The organism is Lacinutrix iliipiscaria (assembly GCF_042686125.1).
GTDB lineage: Bacteria > Bacteroidota > Bacteroidia > Flavobacteriales > Flavobacteriaceae > Oceanihabitans > Oceanihabitans iliipiscarium.
This window is the reverse complement of sequence record NZ_JBHUOV010000001.1, coordinates 1,321,871-1,345,909: the sequence shown is the minus strand read 5'-3', so window position 1 is coordinate 1,345,909 and position 24,039 is coordinate 1,321,871. Positions and strand designations below refer to the sequence as shown.

Here is a 24,039-nt window from a genome sequence, read left to right as displayed (position 1 = left end):
TAATATACAACTTTACACTAAATAAATTTGCATTAGTGTAATAAACTACTTATATTTACATAACTAATTACAACAGTTATGTTTAACAAAGAAGTAAAATCAATTTTAGACCTTATTAAAGCCTTTCCTACTGAACAGGATTGCATAGAACATTTAGAGATACTACGTTGGAATGGTAACGTTGTAAGCCCTTTTGATCCAAATTCTAAAGTGTATAACTGCAAAGGCAATAAGTATAAGTGTAAAGAGACAGGAAAGTACTTCAATGTAAAGACTAACACTATATTTGACAATACTAAAATAAATTTACAAACTTGGTTTGTTGGTATTTGGTTAGTGACTTCGCATAAAAAAGGTATCTCTTCGCATCAATTAGGTAGAGATTTAAACATAACTCAAAAATCAGCTTGGTTTATGTTACAACGTATTAGAAACTGCTTTGGTTTAGAAGATAACGACCAATTACAAGGCGAAGTAGAAATTGATGAAACTTATATAGGTGGTAAGGCTAAAAACAGGCGTGCTGCAATTAGAAAAGATAAGACTTTTGAAACTAAAGATAGATTTAGAAAATCAACGGTTTTAGGAATGGTTCAGCGTGATGGAAAATTAGTAGCTAAACACGTTGGAAACTCTACTGAGCATTCTTTGTTACCACCAATCCTTAATAACATAGCATTTGATGCTACGATTTATACTGATGAATTAAAAGCATATAATAAATTACAAAGAGTTTACGACCACCAAACAGTAAGGCATAATAAAGGCGAATATGTTAGAGGTCGAGTTACAACAAATACTATTGAAAGCTTCTGGGCAATATTAAAAAGAGGTATATATGGAATCTACCATTTTACTTCAAGAAAACACTTACACTTCTATGTAGATGAATTTGTATTTAGATACAATACACGTCAAGGAACAGAAAACGAAAGGTTTAACTTACTTCTTTCAAATATTGAAAACAGACTAACTTACAAGAATTTAATAAATTAATCTTATTTTTGAGACACTGTTTGTTTATTTGCCTAAAATAGACTATTTTTGTGTCTTAAAAATGAGACACTATGGGTTCGGAACAGGAATTGACTTCTATTTACCAGATTTTAGGCATAAGTAGCAACAAGAGTTTAAATGATTTAATAGAAGATAAAAAAGAGGAACTATCAATAAGTTCAGACAGACAACTATCTACTCTTTTGGGGATAAATAATGATACTCTTAATAGAATTTTAAATGGTGAAAATCAAAAAGTAGATTTAATATCAATTATTAAAATTAGTAGTTTTTTAGAATTAAATATTGAAGAAACAGTAAAAGTTTATATCTCTACATTAAAACCAGAAGCGTTAGCGCAAATTGAGGAAACTAAAAAAGCTAATTATATAGTTAAAAATTTTGATTTAGATGGTTTAAAGAAAATTGGGTTTATTAAAACTAAAACTGATTTTAAATATATTGAGAAAAGAATATTAGATTTTTTTGATATTGAATCAGTTTTTGATTATAGTGATAAGGTTGCCGCTCCTTTATTTAGTAAAGGTAAAAGGGCTTCTAGTGATTTGATGAACGATTTTTGGGTTAAGTCTGCTTATAGTCAGTTAGAAAAAATAGATAATCCTAATGAATTTAACTTTCAAGATTTTAAAAAATTAATTCCAAAAATAAGACCATATACAAGGTTAGAATCAGTAGGCTTCCAAACGGTTGTAAGAGCATTATATGTTGTGGGAGTAACTGTAATCGTTCAGAAATACGTTTCTAAAACATCTGTTAAAGGCGCTACATTTATTGTTAATGGAAACCCATGTATTATAATTACTGATTATTATGGGAAATATGACATGATGTGGTTCACTCTTTTTCATGAGTTATGCCATGTGTATTATGACTTAGAGGATTTAAAACGGAATCAATTGCATTTATCTGGTGCATCTGATTTATTATTGCTTAATGAAGATAGAGCAAATCTTTTTGCAAGAGCAATGTTATTTTCTGATGAAAAGCTAAAATATATAGAATCTAATATAAACAATCCTTATGCAGTTTCTATGTATGCAGAAGAACACGGAATCCATCCATCAATTATTTATGGTTTCTACATACACGATCAAGACGAGAGCATAAAGAGAAATCTATACAAGAAGTTCAGCAAACATTTAATCAGTTCAGAAGTTGCCTTAAAATCTATGAAAAGTAACATTTGGACATCAGAAAATCCAAAAGAAGAAATTAAACAAATAATAGAAAATATATCTAGTTAAAATTATGGCAAAAGATAAAGATTTAAAAAAGAACGAGATTGACCTTGAAGAAATTAAAAAGTTAGCAGCAGAAGCTGATAAGAATAAAAATTTTCAATTAGGCTTTGAAACAGAATTTGAAGATAATATTTTACAATTAGACATTGTAGATGATATTCAGAACCCAGATAAGTCCTATAAAGTTTATTATGCTATCGAAGGTATATTAAGAACTCATTTACCAAAAGGAGATAAATACAAGGAGGTTAGAGACTTCGTAAGAGAAGAAAAAATAATCTTCTTAACTGGTGGAATGAAAAAAGACGAAACCGGTAAAAGAGGCGCAGATAGTAGGCAAGCATATATTTCTACCCATTTAGAAGTTGCATTAAACGCACTATTAAAATGGGTTCAAGAAGGCGGAAACACTTTTGACTTGTTTATGACTTTTAGGCAATTAAATATTGACAGAGGCTATTTTAGAAAAGACCAACTATCAGAATTTAATCAGTCACTAATAAAGAGTATTCATTACAATCCTAAAAAGGATAAGAAAGAATAAAAAAAACTATTTATAGAGGGTTATATGCAATATTATATTGGTAATTTCCTGATTACCAAGTAACAATATCATTTGCCATATTATTGTTTTTAAAGTGTTTTTTCATGTGTTAATGATTTAAATATATATATATTATTTTAAATATTCTAATTATATTCCAAATTATCGATTATACTACATTACATCAAGACTCTTGCCAAACTTAAATTCTTTATTTTCTTTTATCGCATCGGAGTCTAAAAATTCCATAGATACAATACGTGTAAGATTACTAAAACCATGCCTTCCAGTAACTGTCAATTTGACTTGAACTTTTTTATTCTTTATATCTCCACTTAAATCATGTTCAGTTCTTAAAAGCATTGCATGATCGCCATAATCTTTTTCCTTTTTATATTTTGCAAAATGATCCTTATGGTTGGTGCTTAAAGATATAGGAATGATTCTATTATTAATTTTTTTGCCTTTATTTACCATATATGGTATTTTCTTAACTAAATTAAATTGAATATCATATAAATCATTTTTTGACATATTAACAACTTTAAAAACGTAATACATTTTACCCTCTATATCTGTATAACAAATATGTTTTGATATTTTTAAATTCGGTCTCAAAAACCTTAATAATAATAAAATAAACAGGAATGAAGAAAAAATAGTTAGAATTATTCTCCCAATCATATTATATATAAAAAAGTCGTTGACACTTTCTAAAAACGTTAAAAATGCTTCCAAATTGTAAAGATTTAGTTAAATAAAAAATAGGGAGAGTTCAAATATAGTGAAAAATGTTAAAATTTTCATTTTTAGTGTAAAGTAGTATGTTAATCCCAAACTTTAATTATATCTTTATGATATCATTTTAATATCATTTTAAATTAAACACTTATGAAAGAAGAGAAAATTATTATCCCAGCTAACGGTTATTTAATGTTATTGGTATTTCTTATATTATTCTTTGGACCAATAGTTATGGCTGTTTCTACTAAAAGTCCCAAATATATCTTGATCATTCCAATAGCAATTATAATCGCCATTGGTTTTATAATGGTACAGCCAAACAATTCAAGAGTGCTGTTGCTATTTGGAAAATATGTAGGCACAGTTAAAAAAAATGGATTCTATTGGGTAAATCCTTTTTATACGAAAAAGAAAATTTCACTTAGGGCAAGTAATTTTGATAGTGAGCGCTTAAAAGTGAATGATAAACTAGGAAACCCTGTTATGATTAGTACAATTTTAGTTTGGCGTGTTCAAGACACCTACAAAGCTGCTTTTGATGTTGATAATTTTGAAAATTTTGTACGTGTACAAACCGATGCTGCTGTAAGAAAACTGGCAAGCATGTACCCTTATGATAATTTTGCAGATGAAGGTCATGTTGAAGACATTACTTTACGCTCAAGCGTTAATGAAGTTAGCGAAGCTTTAGAAAAAGAAATCGATGAACGCTTATCCATTGCAGGAATTGAAGTTCTAGAAGCTCGTATTGGCTACTTGGCTTATGCACAAGAAATTGCAAATGCCATGCTAAAACGCCAACAAGCTACTGCTATTGTTGCTGCAAGGCATAAAATTGTTGAAGGCGCTGTAAGTATGGTAGAAATGGCTTTAGCAGAATTAGGCAAGAAAGAAATTGTTAACTTAGATGAAGAACGCAAAGCTGCAATGGTAAGCAATCTTATGGTTATTCTATGTGGAGATAAAGATGCTTCTCCTGTTTTAAACACAGGAACTTTAAACCATTAAAAATGAATAAAAACCAAACATATAGTATAGCTCTTGGTGTAGCTCTGGGCTCAAGTTTTGGAACAACAATAGGTGCTATTATTGGAAACGTAGCTATGGGAATTATTTATGGTTCGTTTATAGGAACAATAATTGGAGTTATTCTAGCTTTAGTTATATTTAAAAAAAATAAAGACCAATCTTAAAAGCAAATGTCAAAAAAGAAAGCCTTTGCACTACGAATAAATGAAGAAATGCTCAAAGCCATTGAGAAATGGGCTTCTGATGAGTTTAGAAGCACCAATGGTCAGATTGAATGGATGCTCATGCAATACCTAAAAGATAAAAATAGAGCACCAAAACCTAAAAAAGATTAATCTAAAAGCGACTTGAAAAAAGTCGCTTTTTTTATGAACTTTAATTTTGGTATTTTGCATCTCTAAATTACTACAAATGGAAAACCAACCGCTATTTACAAATGATGCTATTGTTTTTGGACTACTAATGCTTGCTTTAGGCTTTGTCTTTTATACTGAAAATATTAAAACAGGCTTTTGGTCTAAATTTTATAAAATAGTTCCAGGACTTTTTATGGCGTACATGGTTCCAGCCGTTTTAACCTCTTTAGGCCTTATTGCTCCTGAATGGGAAATTACTGGAGATACTGGTGAAATTATTAGTCAAAAGTCAAGTATTTATTATGTTGCTAGCCGTTTTTTACTACCAGCAGCTTTAGTGCTTATGACACTCAGTATTGATTTAAAAGCTGTTTTTAATTTAGGGTGGAAAGCTCTAATCATGTTTTTTACAGGAACAGTAGGCATTATTATTGGTGGTCCAATTGCTATTTTATTAATCTCAATGGTGTCACCAGAAACTGTTGGTGGCGTAGGACCAGATGCTGTATGGAGAGGCTTATCAACGCTTGCAGGAAGCTGGATTGGTGGTGGTGCCAACCAAACTGCTATGCTTGAAATTTATGGTTATAATCAAAAGCTTTATGGTGGAATGGTGTTTGTGGATATTGTAGTCGCTAACATCTGGATGGCCATACTACTTATTGGAATTGGAAAACGTAATAGAATAAATAAATGGTTAAAAGCTGACACTTCGTCTATAGAAGAACTAAAAAATAAAGTCTCTACATTTACCGAAAGTGTTAAAAGAAATCCTTCTTTAACCGATTTTATGCTTATCCTAGCCATTGCTTTTGGCACTGTAAGCATAGCACATTTATGTTCTGGCTATTTGGCTCCATTTTTTGAAAACATGGTATCTGGAATTGAATCTCCTACAACACGAAATATATTTACATTTTTAGGGTCAAGCTTCTTTTGGATGATTAGCATTGCCACATTAATAGCAATACTCCTATCTTATACAAAAGCAAAAAATTATGAAGGTGCTGGTGCAAGTAAAATTGGTAGTGTTTTTATTTACATTTTAGTCGCCTCTATTGGAATGAAAATGGACTTAACCATGATTTTTGACAACCTTGGCTTAATTGCTATTGGTATGGTTTGGATGACAATTCATGCAGTTTTATTAATTGGAGTAGCCAAACTCATAAGAGCGCCATATTTCTTTTTAGCTGTAGGAAGTCAAGCTAATGTTGGTGGTGCTGCTTCAGCTCCTATTGTGGCTTCTGCTTTTCACCCTTCATTGGCAACAGTTGGAGTCCTCTTAGCAGTCTTTGGATATGCGATTGGAACCATTGCAGCTATAGGTTGTACTATTCTTATGGAATTAGCAGCAGTAAGCTAGCAATTCATAATTATTTATAAGATATTTGCGCTTCAAAAAAAATGACATCAATGAAAAAAATAGTCGCTCTACTTCTATTAACGTTTATATTTTCTTGCGGAAAAGAAGCTTCTGACTTAACAGTAAAAGTTTCAGTAAAAGGTTTAAAAAAAGGAACAATTTATCTTAAAAAAGCACAAGACAGCATTATTGTTACTGTTGACTCTGTAGATATTAATGGAGAAGATCCTATTGAATTGCATAGTGATTTAGATTCTCCTGAAATATTTTTTATTCAATTGGATAAAAACTCAAAAGAAGATGAAGGCATTACATTTTTTGCGGATAAAGGCATCACAGAAATAAACACAAGTTTAAAAAACTTTGTAATAGATGCAAAAATAAAGGGTTCTAAACAACAGCAAACTTTAGAGAATTACCTATTATTAATGTCACGTATTAATGACAAACACCTCGATTTAATTAAAGAAGAATTTGAAGCCAAAAAAGATAATGACTCTATTAAAATTGCAGAAAATGAAGCCTCTTTTAACAGTCTTTTAAAAACAAAATATTTACAAACAGTAAACTTTGCCATGCAGAATAATGATAGTGAAGTTGCTCCATATATAGCGCTTACTGAAATTCCTAATGCTCAAACTAAATGGTTAGATACTATAAACAATATTCTAACTCCTAAAATAAAAGCATCCAAATATGGTAAAGAACTCGAACTATTGATTGCTGAAAGAAAAAAATAAGCCATCAGATAGAGCTAAAACAAAAAAAATCCCAAACTTAAGTTTGGGATTTTTTTTGAGCCGATGGAGGGACTCGAACCCACGACCTGCTGATTACAAATCAGCTGCTCTAGCCAGCTGAGCTACATCGGCGAAATATATTTCAATACTTATTTTAACTTGTTGATTTTTTCAATAAGCGAACGTCCTTTAGCTTCTAACTCTTGGTTAATAGCTTTAAAATGTGCTTTCTTATCTTCAACATTTCTGTCGTTTACTTTAGCAATTAACTCGTCAAAAACTGCAATAGCTTCATCAATTATTTTTTCACTTTCTTTATCATCTTTTTCAGGATTAGCGAATTGCCAAACATAAACCGCTTCAATAATATCTCCTAACACATAATTAATGTCTTTTTTTAGGATTCTTTTATTTGCCATAATTTCTTAATTTATTTTCCTGCAAAATTAAACATAAACTTCTAATAGTCTAGCTTTTTTAGAAGTAATTTGATAAGACTTTATTGCGGCTGGCAACAATAATGTTTCTCCTTTTTTAATAATTTCAGAAGTTTGATTTGTTATAATTTCTACTTCGCCTTCAACACAAATATATATAATAAATGAATCTAAATCATTTGTTTTGTTTAAGCTTTTTGTTACTTCTAAATAGTTGGTTGTAAAATAAGGACAACTTACCATTGGATTCGATTGATTGTCGGTCTTAGAATAAGCGATTCTAAAATCGTCGTCCATATCAAAATTAAAAGCATCTATAGCCAAATCGTTATGTAAATCTCTTTCTTTACCTTCGTCATCTACACGATCCCAATCATAAACTCTATAGGTTATATCGCTAGTCTGTTGTATTTCGGCAAGTAAAACACCTGCGCCAATGGCATGCACACGTCCGACTTCTATAAAATAAGTATCACCTTCTTTTACTTTATCGAAATTTAGAATTTGAGTTAAAGTTTTAGCTTCAAGGTGTTCTAAATAGGTTTTAGCGGTCATTTTCTGATTAAATCCTACAATTAAGTTTGCATCTTGATCAGCTTGCATGACATACCACATTTCTGTTTTTCCGAACGAATTATGACGTTTTGCTGCCAATTCATCATTTGGATGTAACTGGATGGATAAATCTTCCTTAGCATCAATAAATTTAATTAACAAAGGAAATTTGTTGCCGAAATGTTTATAATTTTTTTCACCTATTAACTCCGCTTTATAGGTCTCTAAAAGCACTTGTAAAGACGTCCCATTTAATTCTCCATTACTCACTATTGAAGTATCACCTTCTACATCACTAATCTCCCAGCTTTCACCAATATTTGGTAAATCGCTCTCCTTATGTAATAAAGTTTTAAGTTTTTGTCCGCCCCAAATTTTATCTTTTAAAATGGGTGTAAATTTGAATGGATATAGTGGTTTTGTCATGAAATTATTGTCCTGAATAGCTTACAAAATTACGTGGTGTTTCATAAAGTGTGACTTCTAGTTTTAAATCTGAAGCTAAATGCTGTTTTATTTTATTGTAGATAACGACGACAATATTTTCAGCTGTAGGATTTAAATCTTTAAATTCTGGAACTTCTACGTTAAGGTTTTTATGGTCAAAAGCATCTTCAACTTCTGTTTTAATTATCGTTTTTAAGTCTTCAATATCTATAACAAAACCCGTTTCTGGATTTATGGTTCCTGTAGCACTTACAATAAGTTCGTAGTTATGCCCATGAAAATTAGGGTTACTGCATTTCCCAAAAACTTCTGCATTTTTTTCATCGCTCCATTCCTTTCTGTACAACCTGTGCGCTGCATTAAAATGTGCTTTTCTACTAACGGTTACTTGCATCTTGAGTTATATTAATATGCAGATAGAATTTATCAAAAATAATCTTAAACCACGCTGTATATAATTCAGGCTGTGATTCGATTTCTTTTTTTACTGCTTCGAGAGGCATCCATTTCCAATCTTCAACTTCTTCTACGTTTATTATTGGCGCATCATTATATCTACCAATAAGAATATGGTCATATTCATGTTCTGTTAAACCATTATCAAATGGTGCTTTGTAAATAAAAGAAATTGACTCTTCAAGTTGTGTAACAAAACCCATTTCTTCTTGAAGTCGTCTTTTACCTGCTTCTATATTACTTTCTCCATCGCGCTGATGACTACAGCAAGTATTTGTCCATAGTCCAGGTGAATGGTATTTATGATGAGCACGTTGCTGCAACATGAGTTCATTAGCATCATTAAACACGAATACTGAAAACGCACGATGCAATACAGCTTTTTCATGCGCTTCAAGCTTAGGCATTAAACCAATTTGCTCATTATTTTCGTTTACAAGTATAACTTGTTCTTCTACCATAGTGCAAAAATACACGTATTAATTGTTAAAAAATAGGGGATTTGATGATTTGTGAACGACAATCTAAATAATTTCTGCACTTAATCCAGCATCAAGCAAGATTGTACAACGAGGTTCAAGCTCGTCATAAACTCCTGTTTTAACAGTACACTGACCTTTATAATGCACTAAAATAGAGCATTGTTCGGCTTGTTCTGGAGTATGATCGCAAGCGTAAATGAGTGTATCTATAACATGATCGAACGTATTAACATCATCGTTATACAGTACAATTTCATTTAGGTTTTGCTCTAAAGTCTCAACAAGGACTTCTTCTTTTATTTTTTCTTTAGTACTCATCTTCAAAGCTTTATTCTTCTACTAATTTAAAAATTTTAGAGCAACCCAATTATTTTTTTCGATTTTTTCGCTCAATTTTAACATATACTTATTGCATTCAGCTTCTATAATCGGAATGTCATTGTTATAAAATCCACTTAAGAATAGCATTCCGTTTTGGTTTAAACTTTCTGAATACGTTCTTAGGTCATGAAGTAAGATATTCCTATTAATATTTGCAATTATGATATCGTACTTTTTTCCTTTTAATAAAGTGGCATCACCTTCAATAACAGAAATCTTACTACAATTATTGCGTTCTACATTTTCTATACTATTTACATAGCACCAGTTATCGATATCTATCGCATCTAACTGAGTAGCTCCTTTTTTTTCGGCAAGAATAGCAAGCACACCTGTACCACAACCCATATCTAAAACTGATTTATCTTGAAAGTCATTTTGTAAAATATGTTGAATCATCATGTGTGTGGTTTCATGATGACCAGTCCCAAAGCTCATTTTTGGTTCAATAATGATATCGTATTTGGTATTTAAACGATCATGAAAAGGTGCGCGAACAGCACATAAATCATCAACAATAATAGGTTGGAAGTTTTTTTCCCATTCTGCATTCCAATTTGTTTGAACAATATCTTCAAACGAATAAGAAATTTTAAATTCTTCAGCATTTAGAATACGAATATCATTTAAAATATCGCCATGCCATTCTTCCTTTTGAATATAAGCCGTGACACCTTCTTGAGTTTCAACAAAGCTTTCGAAACCAGCATAACCTAATTCCGCAATTAAAATTTCAACGCCTGGTTGTAATGGTTCTACTTTAAAATAGTAACCAATATATATTGTATTTGACATGTCAATAATTTAAACAACAAAGTTACATGTAATTTTCTCAACTTAATGTTTAATAATCTTTAAAACTGAGGTTTCATTATTATTTATTTTGACTTCAACTAAATACATTCCTTTTGACATATCGAAGGGTAATTCAATTGATTTAGAGTTATAGTATTTTTCAGAAAAAACAACTTGTCCTAAGACATTACTAACTTTAACAGTTATAAAATTTATATGAATTTTAAAATCAAGATGAAGTATATTATCAACTGGATTAGGATAGGCATTAATAGTGCTCTCTAATGTATTTTCAAAAACACTTAAGGTTTCTAAAGGCTCTAAAGTATTAGGCTCATTAATTTCAAAAACATATACTGAACCTGCTTCACCTAAAGTGTTTACACCCAATTCATCCTCATCTTCTTGATACGAGCCAACCATGGCATAATTTTCACTTATAGCAACATCAATACCAAAAAAGTCTGCAGCAGCAGCATTTGTATCATACATGACAGCAACTTGATTCCATACATCTGCTCCATCTTTCTCAAACATAAACGCAGCTCCGCCATTAGGCACACTTCCTATTTCCATTCCAGAAGCACCTATAATTAAATGGTTTTCAACTAAGTCTAAAGCTTGTCCGAATCCAGATTGATAGTCTAAATTACTAGGTCTAATTTTCTGAGTTTCATTCCAAATACCTGCTCCATCTTTTTCATACATATATACCGCTCCATATTGAGCACTTGTATTTCCAGAAATATATTCCTGACTAGACCCTACAGCTATAGTTTCTCCGTAAATATCCACAGCGACACCAAACCATTCTCCTTGTTCTCTATCTGAAGCCACAATTTTTTGAACCTCATTCCATGTTCCACTACCATCTCGCTCAAAAACATAAGCAGAACCTGCACTAGAAATCGTATTCATCCCAGAAACATCTTCATCTTCATAATTTGCTCCAACAACTAAAAAATCAGCGTCTATAGCAACAGCATTTCTACCAAAATAGTCAAAAACAGCTCGATCTGAAGCCACAATTTTTTGAACCTCATTCCATTCTCCACTCTCATCGCGTTCAAAAATATAGACCGCTCCTGCACTATCTAAAAAATTGGAACCAGTTACATCATAAGATTGTTTCACAACACCTACAACAGCATAATTACCCTGAATTGCTAATGCATTACCAAACCCATTTTCGGTATCTCTATCTGATGCGACGATTTTTTGAACTTGATTCCAGTTTCCAACTCCATCATTTTCATAAACATAAACAGCTCCTGCTCCTGACAAATAATTCCCCGCACCATTTCCTATATAATCTTGCCCTGTAGCTCCAATAAAAATATAGTCTCCACTAATAGCAACCGAATACCCAAAACCATCAAAATTAGAATTATCAATATTTGTTAATTGATCGACTTCGATCCAAACACCACTCCCATCGTTGTGAAAAACATAAGCAATACCTCTAAATGTGCCTGTAGGACCTCCTCCTCTAGCTCCAACTACTGCATAATCTCCATCAATTGCGACAGACCATCCAAAAAAATCTGCAATAGATCTATCTTGACTTACAATTTTTTGAGTTTCGCCCCAACCTTGGGCGTTTAATATGTTTGAAATAAATAATAGTAGACCTAATAATAAAAATCGTTTCATCGTTTTTGTTTTAAACATTTAGATTGATAAAGCTACCGATGAGAACAATTATGAAAGTGCTATTTTATGTGATTATGAAAAAGTAGGACTACTTTACATGCTGTTGCTTGTATTCTGAGGGTGTCTTTCCTGTATGTTTTTTAAAAGAAGCATTAAATGCAGATTTTGAGTTAAAACCAGCTTCAAGTCCAATAGCAACTAATGTATAGTTTGAAAACTCTGAGTCTTCGAGATAAGATTTTGCTTCTTCAACACGTAAAGAATTTATATAATCTGAAAAGCTAATCTGTAATTCGGTATTGATGATTTTGGATAAATGCCCTTGGCTTAATTCTAACGCTTGTGCTGTTTTTTCTAATGTAAGTGATGAGTCTAAGAAGCGTTTTTCATCTACTAAGTATAGTTTTAATCTTTCAATAATAATATGCTTTGTTTTATTTTTAACAAGAAGCTGTTTTTTGCTTTTACGTTTTTGTTGAATTTTTTGGCGTTCTTCATCAATGCCATACTTATAAATACCAACATGTCCCAACCAATAAATAAGAATCGCAATTCCGAGCCAAATAGGATAGAATGAAACATCGTCTAAAGATATCATATCCATAACCACAAGCAACACCCATATAGCAATTAAAACCATTAAGATGTACAGGGTTTTTTTTAGCCAATTAAGCTGCAGTTTTACAAAATTGTATTTAAATTCGGCGGTTTCCTTTATATATTTATTAATGATAGTAAATACTATCACAAGAGTAATGATACTAAAAGTCGCAGCAATCAAATCAGCATAATAAGCAATATAATACCTTAAATGGAGCGTTATATTTTCAAGAGTTTCACTTTTAGGTTCTATTCTTACGCTAATTTTATAGATTGTACTAATTATAAAAGTAAATACAAAAAGACTAAAAAAAAGCAACTCTTTCTTCGTTATTTTTCTTGAAGGATATAAATATGAGATTACATAACAGTACAATAATGCAGGTGTTAAGTCTGACCAAGGCACATAAAAAGTACTAAACAATTCTGTGTAATCAACATATCTAATATCTTGAAGATAATATTGTAGATTACTAAATGAATATGTTAGGATTAGTGCTGCTAAAAAGTAAACACTTTTGCTTTTATACCTTTTAGTTAAAAGCACAACAAGAGTGAAAATTATTCCTTGAATAACTCCAGCTAAAATTAAACTGTTATAAATATTAAAATTCAATAAGCATAGTGTTTACAATGCTAAAAGATAAGCATTTTAAAACGCATTTACGATTGCATAAAAATCTTCCGCTTTTAAAGCTGCACCACCAATTAATCCACCATCGACATCTGGTTTAGAGAAAATTTCTTTAGCATTTCCTGGTTTTACACTTCCTCCATAAAGAATTGATACATTATTGGAAGCAATATGGCCATACTTACTTTCTAGAGTCCTTCTTATAAAAGCGTGCATATCTTGTGCTTGTTCTGGGCTAGCTGTTTCACCAGTACCAATGGCCCAAACTGGTTCATAAGCAAGAACGATATTTTTAAACGCCGAAGCCTCTAAATGAAATAGTGCATTTTGTATTTGAGAAGCCACAACAGCTTCATGCTTATTAGATTTTCGATCTGCTAATTCTTCACCAAAGCAGAAAATAACACGCAGGTTACTTTTTAAAGCTTGATCTACTTTTTTTGCGAGCAACTCGTCGGTTTCATTAAAATACGCACGACGTTCGCTATGTCCTAAAATAACGGTTTGCACACCTACGCTTTGCAACATGCTTGCGCTAACTTCTCCAGTATAAGCACCATGTTCTGCAAAGTGCATGTTCTGTGCAATGACTTCAATATTGGATTGTCTTAACGCTTCAAAAGCATGCCAAAGGTTCGTAAATGTTGGCGCAATCATAACCTCAGCATTAGACGTTTGTGTTTGCTTTTTTAAATTAGAAATTAAGACTTCAGTTTGCGGAAGGTCGTTATTCATTTTCCAGTTTCCTGCAACAATATTTTTTCTCATAATATATGTTTAGCGTTATGCAAAAGTAATTAATTTAGCGCTTTAATTAGCTGACTATCGTCAGCTTTTATGGCTTTAAATAATTTTATTTGGCCTTCTGGGTCTATAATCATGTAACGAGGAATCCAATTTAAACCTATAGTTTTACTAAACACACTTTTCATGCCTTTTGGCATAAAATAATGCTCTCCTTTAATATTATATTTTTTCAATCCTCTTTTCCAACGTTCTAGAGACCTATCGGCAGATAAAAACAAGAAAACAACATCTTTATGCACTTCTTGAAGAGCTTTAACTTTAGGCAAGCCTTTAATACAATCGCCACACCAAGACGCCCAAACGTCAATTAAAATAGTTTTGCCTTTATGTTGTTCTAATATCTGTTTAAAGGCTATATTTTCGTCTTCTAAAGTTATAAAAGTATCATTTAGAGCCTCTTGGGGAAACTCTGTAAATGGTTCTTGAGCTATACAATTAAAAGCAAGTAAACAAATAGTGGTTAAGTATGCTAGTTTTTTCATTTGAAATGATTGGGATTGAATTATTCTAATTTCACTTTTGGATCTAACCAAGTATAGATTATGTCGACAAAAATATTAATCATTACAAAGAGCGTTGCAATAATTAAAACAGAACCCATAATTACTGGTAAATCTAAAGTATTTAGAGCATTTACAATTTCTTTCCCTAAGCCGTTCCATCCAAAAATATACTCCACAAAAACTGCACCAGCAAGCATTGAAGCAAACCAGCCAGAAACAGCTGTTACCACAGGATTAAGTGCATTTTTAATGGCGTGATTTTTAATGATTTGAAACGCACTTAAACCCTTAGCACGAGCAGTACGAATATAATCTTGATTAAACACTTCTAGTAATGAATTTCGCATGAGTTGAATAATTACAGCCAAAGGTCGAATGCCTAAAACAATAGCAGGAAGAATAAGGTTTTTCCATTTGACATGCATGTTTTCGCCATAATCATCAAGTTCGTATAAGCTACCTGTCATTTCAAGATTCGTATAATTATGCAACACATAACCAAATAGCCAGGCGAATAAAATTGCTGAAAAGAAAGACGGCACACTCATACCAATAGTGCTAAAAATCTGAATAGCCTTATCTAAAAAAGAGTCCTTTTTTAATGCAGAAATGATCCCTAAAAAAATACCCAACAACATGGCGATTACAATTGCTGAAACTGCTAACACAAAAGTATTTGGAAGTGTCTCTGCTAAGACTTGACTCACTTTTTTACCTTGTTTAGTAAAGGACTCTCTTAAATACGGAAACTTTAACACTGTGGTTGTTTGTCCTATAGAGAACAGTTGTATTGCTGTATATTTATTTTTACTTAAAAACGTATAATCGGTTGCCCTTTTGGAATGAAATGAGATTGGAGATAAATCGTTTAAATAGTAAAAGTATTGTGTACTGATGGGTTTATCGAAACCATATTTTTGTTTGACTAATGCCAGTTGTTCACTATCATCGTTTTGACCTAACATCATTTGAGCAGGATCTCCAGGAAGCACATTAAACAAAAAGAATATTACAGTGACTACTCCAAATAATGTGAGTAAGGTGTAAAAGGCTTTATTTAATAAGTATTTAATCAGATTATTGCTTTTTTAAAGTCACTTCAACAGCTTCTAATATTTTTTCATTGTAGCCACTTATGTCTTTTAGTAGAGTTGAATCGTTAATAACATTAACAGATTCAATAGTTTCAGGATCTATAGCATCAACTATTTCTTTTGAAGACACTTCACCATCAACAAAATAAAGTATCGTAACTTCTTTTAATGGTTCAGGTTCAGGCGTTCGTTCTACTTCTGGCAACTCTAAATCATTAATATCATTCCAATGTAGTTTTTGAGTTACTGTACCCTTCTCCAGTTTTACAATTCCAGGATTAGCACGAATGATAGTTTTTAATGCTTTTTCATCACACAAATACCAATCGAAATTCAAGTTATAATCTGTTTTAATTTTTTGTTTTTCATCAGCACCTGAAGCTGTTAAACCAATAACGGTGTATCCATTTTTAATGGCTTCATCTGTCGTCGCTTTTAATGAAGCAACACCATCAGCTTCAGCAGTATCTAAGTTATATGAAACAATCATGATAAGGTGTTCGACACTCAAAAAGTGTTCGGTTAAATCTTCATCATTACTCTCAATAGAAAAATCTTTGATTGGTGGATCGTAACCTTCTTCAATGACTTTCGTTTCTACACCAATATATTCACCATCAACCGTTGGATAGCTTCCGTTTGTGGTAATAATTTTTTCTTCACCATTCACTTTAAATTTCCAAGCATATTCGACTACGGCAACCGCAGCATCATCAGGTGTTAACATGCCTTCTTGTATATTTGCTCCAACCTTATAAGCTCTAAAATCCCAAGTTGGCAAATGCATCAATACATGATATCCAAACCACAAACTACCTACAAACCCTAAAAGGGCTAAGAGCGTGGTTCCTAATTTACTGAATAACGGTTTTATATACCTTAAACCAATTAGTAAAACCACTATTAAGGCTAATAAAATAAGGTCTTTTATAAAGCTTTCTATTGGCTTCATAGGTAAGAAATCGCCAAAACAACCACAATCTTTAACCTTATCAAAATACCACGCATAAAACGTTAAGAAGGTAAAAAACACAATCATAGCGAATAAGCTCCAAACTGTAAATTTTTGTTTATATCCAATGAGTAAAAACACACCTAAGACAACTTCTAAAACTACAACAAAGACAGAAATCGCTAAAGCATAAGGTTCTAAAAAAGGGAGATTTAAAACATCTGCGCTAAAATATTCTTGTAATTTATAAGAAAACCCTAAAGGGTCGTTTAATTTTATAAGTCCTGAAAAAATAAATAATCCTCCAACGAGTAATCTACAAAGATGTGTGATGTATTTCATATTATTCTTTTAAATGTATTAAAGCGAAGACAGCATAATTAATCATATCTTGATAATTAGCATCAATACCTTCACTCACAATCGTTTTTCCTGCATTGTCTTCAATTTGCTTAACGCGTAATAATTTTTGCAAAATTAAATCGGTTAAAGAACTCACACGCATATCTCGCCAAGCTTCACCATAATCATGGTTTTTATCTTGCATGAGCTGTTTCGTGATTGCTACTTTTTCATCATAAAGCACTGTAGCTTCTTCGGTAGACAAATCTGGCTGTTCTACGACGCCTTTATCAATTTGAATTAAAGCCATGACGCAATAGTTTATAATACCTATAAATTCACTTACTTCTCCTTCATCAACTTTTCTAACAGCATTTTGTTGCAACCCTCTAATACGTTGTGCTTTTATAAAAATTTGATCGGTTAAAGAAGGTAAACGCAGTATTCTCCATGCGCTTCCATAATCTGACATTTTTTTAATAAATAAGCTTCTACAAGTATTTATTGCAGCATCATATTGTTTTGAAGTATCTTGCATAAATTAAAATGAATTTTGCGTAAATTTCGCATAAATAATTTTAAAGTTCAAAGTTTAGGGTTTAAAGTTTTCAATACTTAAATCAACAACCATTTACAAGGTACAAATGACAATAAACTGCAAAGGCCAACTCATCGATTTATCGACTCCAAAAGTTATGGGTATTTTAAATCTGACTCCTGATTCTTTTTACGATGGAGGCAAGTATAAAAATGATAGTGAGATCTTATCTCAAGTTTATATGATGCTAAAAAACGAAGCTACATTTGTAGATGTTGGCGCTTATAGTTCTCGGCCTAATGCTGAGCATATTAGTGAAACTGAAGAGTTAAAACGATTACTTCCTATTGTTGATTTAATAGTAAAAACATTTCCTGAAATTATCATTTCAACAGACACCTTTAGAAGTAATGTTGCTAAAAAATCTGTGAACCATGGAGCTGCTTTGATTAATGATATTTCATCTGGACAACTCGACAGCAATATGATGCAAACTGTAGCAGACTTACAAGTGCCATATATTATGATGCATATGAAAGGCACACCACAAAACATGAAAAATCATGCGCATTACAACGACTTGTTAAAAGAAGTCTTTTTTTATTTTTCTGAACGTATTGCTGAAGCGAAACATTTAGGTCTTAAAGATATTATTGTAGATCCTGGTTTTGGTTTCGCAAAAGATGTGGCTCAAAACTTCGAACTACTCAAACAATTAGAGCATTTTAAACACTTAGAGTTACCGCTTTTAGTTGGACTTTCTAGAAAATCTATGATCTATAAAACTTTAGAGCTCTCTGCTCAAGAGGCTTTAAATGGCACCACTGTTTTAAATACGATTGCATTACAAAAAGGAGCGAATATTTTACGTGTACATGATGTGAAAGAAGCCAATGAAGCTATAAAACTAATCTCACAACTTAACGCATAATGAAATATTTGTTTACAATTATAACCCTTTGTTTTTTGTCTTCTTGCCAAGACAAAAAAGTCGTTCAACTCCCAGAAATAATACATTCAGACACAAATGAAGTCTTAGATGTTTCACCTGCATATTTATTTTATGATGAAACCAAACCTGATAGTTTAGAGTTGAATCGTAAAAACTTAATTAGCACTACAAATTGGTTAATTAATGTTGATAAACGATTAACATTAGAGCAAGCTATTCCATCGATTATATTTCTTCAAGAGAAAAAAAGAAATGCAAAAATGCATAAAAATGAAGCGGCTAAAAACTATTACACCTGCAATAATACTCGTATTAAAAACTTAGGATTTATAGAGTTTACTGATGTTGTTTTTCAATTAGATCAAACCGCAGAAAATTACTTGAAGGATAAAGCTTCAGACCATGTCATACTTAATTTTTCTCAAGGCTTAAATAATTTAGATGAAGTAATACTTGACATAGACAAATCTGCTCTTGATGCTATTGAGGTTCTCTCTAAAGAAACTCAACTCCTTTTGAATTTTGACAAGACCATGTCTTTTCAAGAATATATCACTATTAAATCTAAACTAAGCGCAATCAAAAACCCAAGCATTACTATAAATAATAACGAATTTATTTATTAATCTAATTTTGTTAAATTTACACAAACCCTTTGCCTTTGGAAATATTTGACGACTTACTAAAATTCACTGCAGTAGATATTATTGATGTTATTCTTGTGGCGCTACTACTCTACTATGTTTACAAATTGGTTAAAGGCACTGTAGCGATTAATATTTTTATTGGCATTGTCATCATTTATATCATTTGGAAAGTCACTCAAGCTTTACAAATGCAACTTTTAAGTAATATATTAGGTGGATTTATAAGTGTAGGAATGTTTGCTTTAATTGTTGTTTTTCAACAAGAAATAAGGAAGTTTTTATTGATGATTGGTTCAACCAACTTTGGAAGCAAACGCAAGTTTTTTAAACAGCTTAAATTTTTAAAGACTGAAACTAGCGACGACACCAACATTGACGCTATAATTGCAGCTTGCACTAAAATGGGAACTACTAAAACTGGAGCACTAATTGTTTTAGAACATAATAATAGTTTAGATTTTTTAAAAGCGACTGGAGACGAAATGAATATTGAAGTCACACAACCTATTATAGAAAGTATCTTTTTTAAGAACAGCCCGTTACACGATGGCGCTATCATTATTGAAAACAATGTGGTTAAAGCAACACGCGTTATACTTCCCGTGAATAATGAAAAAACATTACCACAACGTTTTGGCCTACGCCATCGAGCAGCAGTTGGCATTACCGAAAAAACTGATGCTTTAGCATTAGCAGTAAGCGAAGAAACTGGACAGATTTCATATTTTAAGAATGGCGAATTCGTCATGTTTAAAGACACTGAAGAACTTTCTGAAATCATCAAACAAGACCTTACCTAATGGATTGCAAAAATTGTAATACAATCTTAAAAGATACAGATGATTTTTGTAATGCATGTGGTGCAAAAGTGATTAGAAACCGATTGACTGTTAGCAACCTTTTTGCGCATTTTAGTGAACAGTTTTTAAATTACGACAATAAATTTTTTCAAACGTTTATTCAATTATTTACCAAACCTGAAGCTGTAATTGGCTCATATATTAATGGCACGAGAAAGAAATACGTAAATGTTATTAGTTATTTTGCTATAGCTATTACCGTCTCAGGGTTACAAATGTACATTCTCAATAAATTTTTTCCTGAGGCATTAGATATTGCATTCTCAGGTACAGGAACTAATGAAGCGACCGCTGCCTTACAGCAAAAAAACATGCAATTTGTACAAGAGTACCAGTCTATAATTATGATGCTTTTTGTACCTATATACGCGTTAATGGCTAGGATTGTGTTTTTTGATAATAAGAAATTTAATTATACTGAATTGCTTGTTATATTCATGTATATATTATCTCAAATGACAATCGTTGGTGCAGTTATTATGATTATTTCTGCCAATTTCGGAGAAACCATTGCAGGTGTTGGAGCAATGATTTCTATTCCACTGCAAATCATTTATTCTGCTTATTGTTTAAAACGTTTATTTAAAATTAGTGTAAAGAAAATCATATTCCGAACATTATTTTTCCTACTTGTTTTATGTGTCTTTTTTATATTATTCTCTATTTTATCAGCAGTCTTAATGTTTTTAACTGGCGATATGCAAGAAGTCATGGAAGCGCAAAAAGCAGCACGAGAAGCTTCAGGAACTTAAGCGACTTCTTCTTTCATAAATTGCACTTCGTATAAGTTTCGGTAGTAACCATCTTGTTTTTTAAGCAGCTCTTGATGTGTCCCTTCTTCAACAATTTGTCCAGCATCCATCACAATAATTTTATCTGCTTTTTTTATGGTTGCTAATCTATGAGCAATAACAATTGAGGTTCTATTTCTAGTAATCTTATCGGTTGCATTTTGGATGAGTTGTTCTGAATATGAATCGACTGAAGACGTCGCTTCATCTAAAACTAAAATACTAGGGTTTGTAACATAAGCTCTTAAAAAGGAAATCAATTGTCGTTGACCAGATGAGAGCATCACACCACGTTCTTTTACATTATAATGATAGCCATTTGGCAAACTCATAATAAACTCATGAATTCCTATATCTTTAGCAGCCTGTTGTACTTGAGCTTCTGTAATTTCTGAATGGTTTAAAGTAATATTATTCAAAATAGTATCTGCAAACAAAAACACATCTTGTAATACGACAGCAATCTGTGAGCGTAAAGACGTTAATGTTAGTTCTTTTATATCAGAATAATCAATAGTAATAACACCTTTATTAATTTCATAAAAACGATTTAATAAGTTGATAATTGTGGACTTCCCAGCTCCAGTTGATCCAACAATAGCAACAGTCTCTCCTGCATTGACTTTAAATGAAATGCCTTTAAGCACTTCTTCATCTTCAACATAACCAAAATGCACATCGTTAAACGCTATATTTCCTTTAAATTGAGAAACCTCTTGTGTTCCTGTATCATTAATTTGAGAAGTTGTATCTAAAACTTTAAAGACTCTGTTTGCAGCAACCATTCCCATTTGTAAGGTATTAAACTTATCAGCTATCTGACGTAATGGTCGAAATAACATCGGAATCATCATAATAAAAGCAGTTAAATCACCTAAAGAAGCAGATTCATCTACAACAGTGTTTAATCCGCCATACCAAGCGATAAGTCCAATAGTAATAGACGAAGACAATTCGGCAATAGGAAAGAAAATCGAGTTATACCAAACCGTTTTGAGCCATCCTTTTTTGTGTCTTTCGTTAATGGCTTTAAATTTTTTGTATTCGGTATCTTCACGAGTAAACAGTTGAAGGATCTTCATACCTGTCACACGCTCTTGGACAAATGAATTCAAATTAGAAACTTCTGTTCTAACTTCTTCAAAAGCACGTTTCATATACTTTTGAAAAATTCGAGTAGCATACAACACTAATGGTAACATCGCAAAAACAATAAGACTTAATTTCCAATTCATAAATGCCATCACTGCAGAGACTACAAACATTGTAAGTAGGTCTCTAAAGATCATAAACAAACCTTGCCCGAAAATATCTGCTATACGCTCCATATCGGTTACTGCACGTGTAATAAGTACTCCAACAGAAGAATTATCATAATACTTCATCTTAAACTTTAGCATATGATTAAAGAGCTTTACACGTATATCTTTAACCACATTTTGGCCTAACCAGCCTGCATAGAAAATAAAAACGAGCTGACAAACCACTTCAAATAAAAGCAAAACACCCATAACAATAATGTAAGGCAGAAAACCTTCAAGGGTACGTGTTGCAATATTATGATCTATTGCTTGTTGCAGAATATATGGTCTTGCAGCGGTCGATATGGCCAAAAAAATAACGGCTAAAAACACAGCCACAAAAACCCATTTATAAGGTTTAATAAATCTTGAAAGCCGCTTAAATAAGCCTACATCTATTATTTTATCTCGTGTTTTACTCATTATATTTTATAGCCTCAGGGTATTCTATTTGTTTTAAATATAAAGCATGTGCAGGAACAGAAAACCCAGCTTCACTTCTATCTTTAGATTTTATAATGTCATGTATGTTTTCTACCTCAATCTTACCTAAACCTATGTTTACTAGTGTTCCCACAATAGCTCTAACCATATTTCGCAGGAAGCGGTCGGCTTTAATTGTAAATTGCAATTCTTGATTTACAATTTCCCATTCAGCATGCATAATTTTACAATGATATGTTTTTACATCTGTATTGCTTTTAGAAAAACTTTGAAAGTCTTTATACTGTAATAAAATTTGTGCAGCATCATTCATTTTTGACAGCTCTAGGTCTTGCTTTACATAAAAAGCGTCATTAAAAGTAAAGACATTCTTTTGAAGTGCAATTCTATATAAATACGTTCTGCTAACAGCATGAAATCTAGCATGTGCATCTAATTTAACCTTATATATATCATGTATTGCAATATCTTTAGGTAAAATTGAATTTAATCTATACACTAAATCGGTTTCAAAAAAAACAACTTGAGTTTCAAAATGCGCAAACATTTGTGAAGCATGTACGCCAGCATCTGTACGCCCTGCACCTACAATAGCAATATTTTCTTTCAATAAAATTGATAAATTCTTTTCTATAACTTCTTGTACCGAAATAGCATTAGGCTGATTTTGCCAACCATGATAAGCTGTTCCATTATATGAAAGTTCTAAAAAATATCTCAAGCTAAAATTGTATTTTTGTAAAAGGCAAAGATAAGATTTTATCGGTCTATAAATTTCAAATAAAAGTTAATTAATATAGTGTTTTCGCTTTCGCGGAAAATAAAAATGAAAAAAATATTACTCCTTTCTGACACCCACAGCTATATTGACGACTCCATTATAAAACATGTTAAACAAGCAGATGAAGTATGGCATGCTGGAGACATTGGTGATTTAAGTGTTACAGATGCCATCAAAACCCTAAAACCACTTCGCGCAGTATTTGGGAATATCGATAATGATAAAGCAAGAATGGAATTTCCAGAAAATAACCGATTTTTTTGTGAAGATGTTGATGTATGGATAACACATATTGGTGGTTATCCAGAGAAATATAACCAAAGAGTAAGAGAGGAAATCAAAAAGAATCCACCAAAACTATTTATTTCAGGACATTCCCATATTTTAAAAGTTATGCAGGACAAAAAACTAAACTTATTACACATGAATCCTGGAGCCGTTGGTAAACATGGGTTTCAAAAAGTAAGAACAATGCTTCGTTTTATTATTGATGGTTCTACAATTAAAAATCTAGAAGTTATAGAATTTAAAAAATAAAAAAGCCCAA

29 protein-coding genes and 1 tRNA gene are annotated in these 24,039 nt (G+C 31.8%); 13 read left to right on the top strand and 17 right to left on the bottom strand.

Annotated features, from left to right (window positions below; genetic code table 11):
• Window positions 1-78 precede the first annotated feature (78 nt).
• The 3 genes from ACFS5M_RS06135 to ACFS5M_RS06125 all read left to right on the top strand — a co-directional run bounded on the left by ACFS5M_RS06135 (window position 79) and on the right by ACFS5M_RS06125 (window position 2,805).
• On the top strand, window positions 79-996 hold the full coding sequence (locus tag ACFS5M_RS06135) for an IS1595 family transposase (protein WP_183486829.1): 918 nt from the start codon (window positions 79-81) through the stop codon (window positions 994-996).
• A 71-nt stretch (window positions 997-1,067) separates the two neighbouring features.
• Complete coding sequence (locus ACFS5M_RS06130) at window positions 1,068-2,264, top strand: ImmA/IrrE family metallo-endopeptidase (RefSeq protein ID WP_183486827.1); 1,197 nt, start codon at window positions 1,068-1,070, stop codon at window positions 2,262-2,264.
• 4 nt (window positions 2,265-2,268) lie between these two features.
• The gene (locus ACFS5M_RS06125) at window positions 2,269-2,805 is read left to right on the top strand and encodes a hypothetical protein (protein ID WP_183486825.1); all 537 of its coding nucleotides are present in this window, start codon (window positions 2,269-2,271) and stop codon (window positions 2,803-2,805) included.
• A gap of 174 nt (window positions 2,806-2,979) precedes the next feature.
• Here the strand turns inward: ACFS5M_RS06125 and ACFS5M_RS06120 are convergent, their stop codons facing one another.
• Complete coding sequence (locus ACFS5M_RS06120; RefSeq protein WP_183486823.1) at window positions 2,980-3,543, bottom strand: hypothetical protein; 564 nt, start codon at window positions 3,541-3,543, stop codon at window positions 2,980-2,982.
• A 153-nt stretch (window positions 3,544-3,696) separates the two neighbouring features.
• On the opposite strand from ACFS5M_RS06120, the gene ACFS5M_RS06115 reads away from it, so the two are divergent.
• The 5 genes from ACFS5M_RS06115 (at window position 3,697) to ACFS5M_RS06095 (ending at window position 7,040) form a co-directional block, all read left to right on the top strand.
• Window positions 3,697-4,557, top strand: coding sequence for an SPFH domain-containing protein (locus tag ACFS5M_RS06115; RefSeq protein WP_183486821.1), 861 nt, complete (start codon window positions 3,697-3,699; stop codon window positions 4,555-4,557).
• Window positions 4,558-4,559: 2 nt separating this feature from the next.
• Complete coding sequence (locus ACFS5M_RS06110) at window positions 4,560-4,742, top strand: hypothetical protein (protein ID WP_183486819.1); 183 nt, start codon at window positions 4,560-4,562, stop codon at window positions 4,740-4,742.
• A gap of 6 nt (window positions 4,743-4,748) precedes the next feature.
• Window positions 4,749-4,913 carry an Arc family DNA-binding protein gene (locus ACFS5M_RS06105; protein ID WP_183486817.1) on the top strand — a complete coding sequence of 55 codons (165 nt, stop codon included), beginning with the start codon at window positions 4,749-4,751 and terminating at the stop codon, window positions 4,911-4,913.
• Between the two features lie 76 nt (window positions 4,914-4,989).
• Window positions 4,990-6,300 (top strand): DUF819 family protein, encoded by a 1,311-nt coding sequence (locus ACFS5M_RS06100; protein ID WP_183486815.1) that lies wholly within the window; start codon window positions 4,990-4,992, stop codon window positions 6,298-6,300.
• 50 nt (window positions 6,301-6,350) lie between these two features.
• Window positions 6,351-7,040, top strand: a complete 690-nt coding sequence (locus tag ACFS5M_RS06095) for a DUF4369 domain-containing protein (RefSeq protein ID WP_183486814.1) — start codon at window positions 6,351-6,353, stop codon at window positions 7,038-7,040.
• A gap of 58 nt (window positions 7,041-7,098) precedes the next feature.
• Here ACFS5M_RS06095 and ACFS5M_RS06090 read toward each other — a convergent pair.
• From ACFS5M_RS06090 to ACFS5M_RS06025, 14 genes are all read right to left on the bottom strand, one after another.
• Window positions 7,099-7,172 (bottom strand) — tRNA-Thr (locus ACFS5M_RS06090).
• A gap of 17 nt (window positions 7,173-7,189) precedes the next feature.
• On the bottom strand, window positions 7,190-7,459 hold the full coding sequence (locus ACFS5M_RS06085) for a hypothetical protein (protein WP_183486812.1): 270 nt from the start codon (window positions 7,457-7,459) through the stop codon (window positions 7,190-7,192).
• Between the two features lie 27 nt (window positions 7,460-7,486).
• On the bottom strand, window positions 7,487-8,458 hold the full coding sequence (locus ACFS5M_RS06080; RefSeq protein WP_183486810.1) for a type I phosphomannose isomerase catalytic subunit: 972 nt from the start codon (window positions 8,456-8,458) through the stop codon (window positions 7,487-7,489).
• 4 nt (window positions 8,459-8,462) lie between these two features.
• The gene (locus tag ACFS5M_RS06075) at window positions 8,463-8,873 is read right to left on the bottom strand and encodes a 6-pyruvoyl trahydropterin synthase family protein (protein ID WP_183486808.1); all 411 of its coding nucleotides are present in this window, start codon (window positions 8,871-8,873) and stop codon (window positions 8,463-8,465) included.
• The gene (gene idi / locus ACFS5M_RS06070) at window positions 8,857-9,396 is read right to left on the bottom strand and encodes an isopentenyl-diphosphate Delta-isomerase (protein ID WP_183487300.1); all 540 of its coding nucleotides are present in this window, start codon (window positions 9,394-9,396) and stop codon (window positions 8,857-8,859) included. Before idi ends, ACFS5M_RS06075 begins: the two co-directional genes overlap by 17 nt.
• Window positions 9,397-9,459: 63 nt before the next feature.
• Window positions 9,460-9,735 (bottom strand): ATP-dependent Clp protease adaptor ClpS, encoded by a 276-nt coding sequence (locus ACFS5M_RS06065; RefSeq protein ID WP_183486805.1) that lies wholly within the window; start codon window positions 9,733-9,735, stop codon window positions 9,460-9,462.
• Window positions 9,736-9,756: 21 nt separating this feature from the next.
• A complete protein-coding gene (gene prmA / locus ACFS5M_RS06060) occupies window positions 9,757-10,593 on the bottom strand; it encodes a 50S ribosomal protein L11 methyltransferase (protein ID WP_183486803.1) in 837 nt (278 codons plus the stop codon).
• Between the two features lie 42 nt (window positions 10,594-10,635).
• Window positions 10,636-12,246 carry a T9SS type A sorting domain-containing protein gene (locus ACFS5M_RS06055; protein ID WP_183486801.1) on the bottom strand — a complete coding sequence of 537 codons (1,611 nt, stop codon included), beginning with the start codon at window positions 12,244-12,246 and terminating at the stop codon, window positions 10,636-10,638.
• 88 nt (window positions 12,247-12,334) lie between these two features.
• Window positions 12,335-13,462, bottom strand: a complete 1,128-nt coding sequence (locus ACFS5M_RS06050) for a helix-turn-helix domain-containing protein (protein WP_183486799.1) — start codon at window positions 13,460-13,462, stop codon at window positions 12,335-12,337.
• A gap of 36 nt (window positions 13,463-13,498) precedes the next feature.
• A complete protein-coding gene (gene tpiA / locus ACFS5M_RS06045; protein ID WP_183486797.1) occupies window positions 13,499-14,248 on the bottom strand; it encodes a triose-phosphate isomerase in 750 nt (249 codons plus the stop codon).
• 29 nt (window positions 14,249-14,277) lie between these two features.
• The gene (locus ACFS5M_RS06040) at window positions 14,278-14,769 is read right to left on the bottom strand and encodes a TlpA family protein disulfide reductase (RefSeq protein ID WP_183486795.1); all 492 of its coding nucleotides are present in this window, start codon (window positions 14,767-14,769) and stop codon (window positions 14,278-14,280) included.
• A gap of 20 nt (window positions 14,770-14,789) precedes the next feature.
• A complete protein-coding gene (locus ACFS5M_RS06035; RefSeq protein ID WP_183487298.1) occupies window positions 14,790-15,866 on the bottom strand; it encodes an ABC transporter permease in 1,077 nt (358 codons plus the stop codon).
• A gap of 1 nt (window position 15,867) precedes the next feature.
• The gene (locus ACFS5M_RS06030; protein ID WP_183486793.1) at window positions 15,868-17,178 is read right to left on the bottom strand and encodes a BT_3928 family protein; all 1,311 of its coding nucleotides are present in this window, start codon (window positions 17,176-17,178) and stop codon (window positions 15,868-15,870) included.
• Between the two features lies 1 nt (window position 17,179).
• Window positions 17,180-17,716, bottom strand: coding sequence for a DUF1599 domain-containing protein (locus ACFS5M_RS06025; RefSeq protein WP_183486791.1), 537 nt, complete (start codon window positions 17,714-17,716; stop codon window positions 17,180-17,182).
• A gap of 106 nt (window positions 17,717-17,822) precedes the next feature.
• On the opposite strand from ACFS5M_RS06025, the gene folP reads away from it, so the two are divergent.
• From folP to ACFS5M_RS06005, 4 genes are read left to right on the top strand one after another with little or no spacing between them, the layout of a single operon-like run.
• Window positions 17,823-18,647, top strand: a complete 825-nt coding sequence (gene folP / locus ACFS5M_RS06020; RefSeq protein WP_183486789.1) for a dihydropteroate synthase — start codon at window positions 17,823-17,825, stop codon at window positions 18,645-18,647.
• Window positions 18,647-19,294: a hypothetical protein gene (locus ACFS5M_RS06015; protein WP_183486787.1), complete on the top strand. Its 648-nt coding sequence runs from the start codon at window positions 18,647-18,649 to the stop codon at window positions 19,292-19,294. The genes folP and ACFS5M_RS06015 overlap by 1 nt, the downstream gene beginning before the upstream one ends.
• A 35-nt stretch (window positions 19,295-19,329) precedes the next feature.
• The gene (locus tag ACFS5M_RS06010; RefSeq protein ID WP_183486785.1) at window positions 19,330-20,115 is read left to right on the top strand and encodes a diadenylate cyclase; all 786 of its coding nucleotides are present in this window, start codon (window positions 19,330-19,332) and stop codon (window positions 20,113-20,115) included.
• Complete coding sequence (locus ACFS5M_RS06005) at window positions 20,115-20,927, top strand: DUF3667 domain-containing protein (RefSeq protein WP_183486783.1); 813 nt, start codon at window positions 20,115-20,117, stop codon at window positions 20,925-20,927. Before ACFS5M_RS06010 ends, ACFS5M_RS06005 begins: the two co-directional genes overlap by 1 nt.
• On the opposite strand, the gene ACFS5M_RS06000 is transcribed toward ACFS5M_RS06005, so the two are convergent.
• A complete protein-coding gene (locus ACFS5M_RS06000; RefSeq protein WP_183486782.1) occupies window positions 20,924-22,690 on the bottom strand; it encodes an ABC transporter ATP-binding protein in 1,767 nt (588 codons plus the stop codon). The genes ACFS5M_RS06005 and ACFS5M_RS06000 overlap by 4 nt on opposite strands.
• Window positions 22,683-23,432 (bottom strand): tRNA pseudouridine(38-40) synthase TruA, encoded by a 750-nt coding sequence (gene truA, locus ACFS5M_RS05995; RefSeq protein WP_183486780.1) that lies wholly within the window; start codon window positions 23,430-23,432, stop codon window positions 22,683-22,685. Before truA ends, ACFS5M_RS06000 begins: the two co-directional genes overlap by 8 nt.
• Window positions 23,433-23,537: 105 nt before the next feature.
• On the opposite strand from truA, the gene ACFS5M_RS05990 reads away from it, so the two are divergent.
• Window positions 23,538-24,029 (top strand): metallophosphoesterase family protein, encoded by a 492-nt coding sequence (locus ACFS5M_RS05990; RefSeq protein WP_183486778.1) that lies wholly within the window; start codon window positions 23,538-23,540, stop codon window positions 24,027-24,029.
• Window positions 24,030-24,039 lie beyond the last annotated feature (10 nt).

Excerpts from the sequence above, each read along its gene's own strand:
- tpiA (WP_183486797.1), bottom strand. The coding sequence starts at position 14,248 with ATGAGAAAAAATATTGTTGCAGGAAACTGGAAAATGAATAACGACCTT.
- prmA (WP_183486803.1), bottom strand. The coding sequence starts at position 10,593 with ATGTCAAATACAATATATATTGGTTACTATTTTAAAGTAGAACCATTA.
- ACFS5M_RS06110 (WP_183486819.1), top strand. The coding sequence starts at position 4,560 with ATGAATAAAAACCAAACATATAGTATAGCTCTTGGTGTAGCTCTGGGC.
- ACFS5M_RS06000 (WP_183486782.1), bottom strand. The coding sequence starts at position 22,690 with ATGAGTAAAACACGAGATAAAATAATAGATGTAGGCTTATTTAAGCGG.
- ACFS5M_RS06115 (WP_183486821.1), top strand. The coding sequence starts at position 3,697 with ATGAAAGAAGAGAAAATTATTATCCCAGCTAACGGTTATTTAATGTTA.
- folP (WP_183486789.1), top strand. The coding sequence starts at position 17,823 with ATGACAATAAACTGCAAAGGCCAACTCATCGATTTATCGACTCCAAAA.
- ACFS5M_RS06095 (WP_183486814.1), top strand. The coding sequence starts at position 6,351 with ATGAAAAAAATAGTCGCTCTACTTCTATTAACGTTTATATTTTCTTGC.
- ACFS5M_RS06015 (WP_183486787.1), top strand. The coding sequence starts at position 18,647 with ATGAAATATTTGTTTACAATTATAACCCTTTGTTTTTTGTCTTCTTGC.
- ACFS5M_RS06030 (WP_183486793.1), bottom strand. The coding sequence starts at position 17,178 with ATGAAATACATCACACATCTTTGTAGATTACTCGTTGGAGGATTATTT.
- ACFS5M_RS06055 (WP_183486801.1), bottom strand. The coding sequence starts at position 12,246 with ATGAAACGATTTTTATTATTAGGTCTACTATTATTTATTTCAAACATA.
- ACFS5M_RS05990 (WP_183486778.1), top strand. The coding sequence starts at position 23,538 with ATGAAAAAAATATTACTCCTTTCTGACACCCACAGCTATATTGACGAC.
- ACFS5M_RS06100 (WP_183486815.1), top strand. The coding sequence starts at position 4,990 with ATGGAAAACCAACCGCTATTTACAAATGATGCTATTGTTTTTGGACTA.
- ACFS5M_RS06040 (WP_183486795.1), bottom strand. The coding sequence starts at position 14,769 with ATGAAAAAACTAGCATACTTAACCACTATTTGTTTACTTGCTTTTAAT.
- ACFS5M_RS06005 (WP_183486783.1), top strand. The coding sequence starts at position 20,115 with ATGGATTGCAAAAATTGTAATACAATCTTAAAAGATACAGATGATTTT.
- idi (WP_183487300.1), bottom strand. The coding sequence starts at position 9,396 with ATGGTAGAAGAACAAGTTATACTTGTAAACGAAAATAATGAGCAAATT.
- ACFS5M_RS06125 (WP_183486825.1), top strand. The coding sequence starts at position 2,269 with ATGGCAAAAGATAAAGATTTAAAAAAGAACGAGATTGACCTTGAAGAA.
- ACFS5M_RS06065 (WP_183486805.1), bottom strand. The coding sequence starts at position 9,735 with ATGAGTACTAAAGAAAAAATAAAAGAAGAAGTCCTTGTTGAGACTTTA.
- ACFS5M_RS06075 (WP_183486808.1), bottom strand. The coding sequence starts at position 8,873 with ATGCAAGTAACCGTTAGTAGAAAAGCACATTTTAATGCAGCGCACAGG.
- ACFS5M_RS06080 (WP_183486810.1), bottom strand. The coding sequence starts at position 8,458 with ATGACAAAACCACTATATCCATTCAAATTTACACCCATTTTAAAAGAT.
- ACFS5M_RS06085 (WP_183486812.1), bottom strand. The coding sequence starts at position 7,459 with ATGGCAAATAAAAGAATCCTAAAAAAAGACATTAATTATGTGTTAGGA.
- ACFS5M_RS06025 (WP_183486791.1), bottom strand. The coding sequence starts at position 17,716 with ATGCAAGATACTTCAAAACAATATGATGCTGCAATAAATACTTGTAGA.
- ACFS5M_RS06130 (WP_183486827.1), top strand. The coding sequence starts at position 1,068 with ATGGGTTCGGAACAGGAATTGACTTCTATTTACCAGATTTTAGGCATA.
- ACFS5M_RS06105 (WP_183486817.1), top strand. The coding sequence starts at position 4,749 with ATGTCAAAAAAGAAAGCCTTTGCACTACGAATAAATGAAGAAATGCTC.
- ACFS5M_RS06135 (WP_183486829.1), top strand. The coding sequence starts at position 79 with ATGTTTAACAAAGAAGTAAAATCAATTTTAGACCTTATTAAAGCCTTT.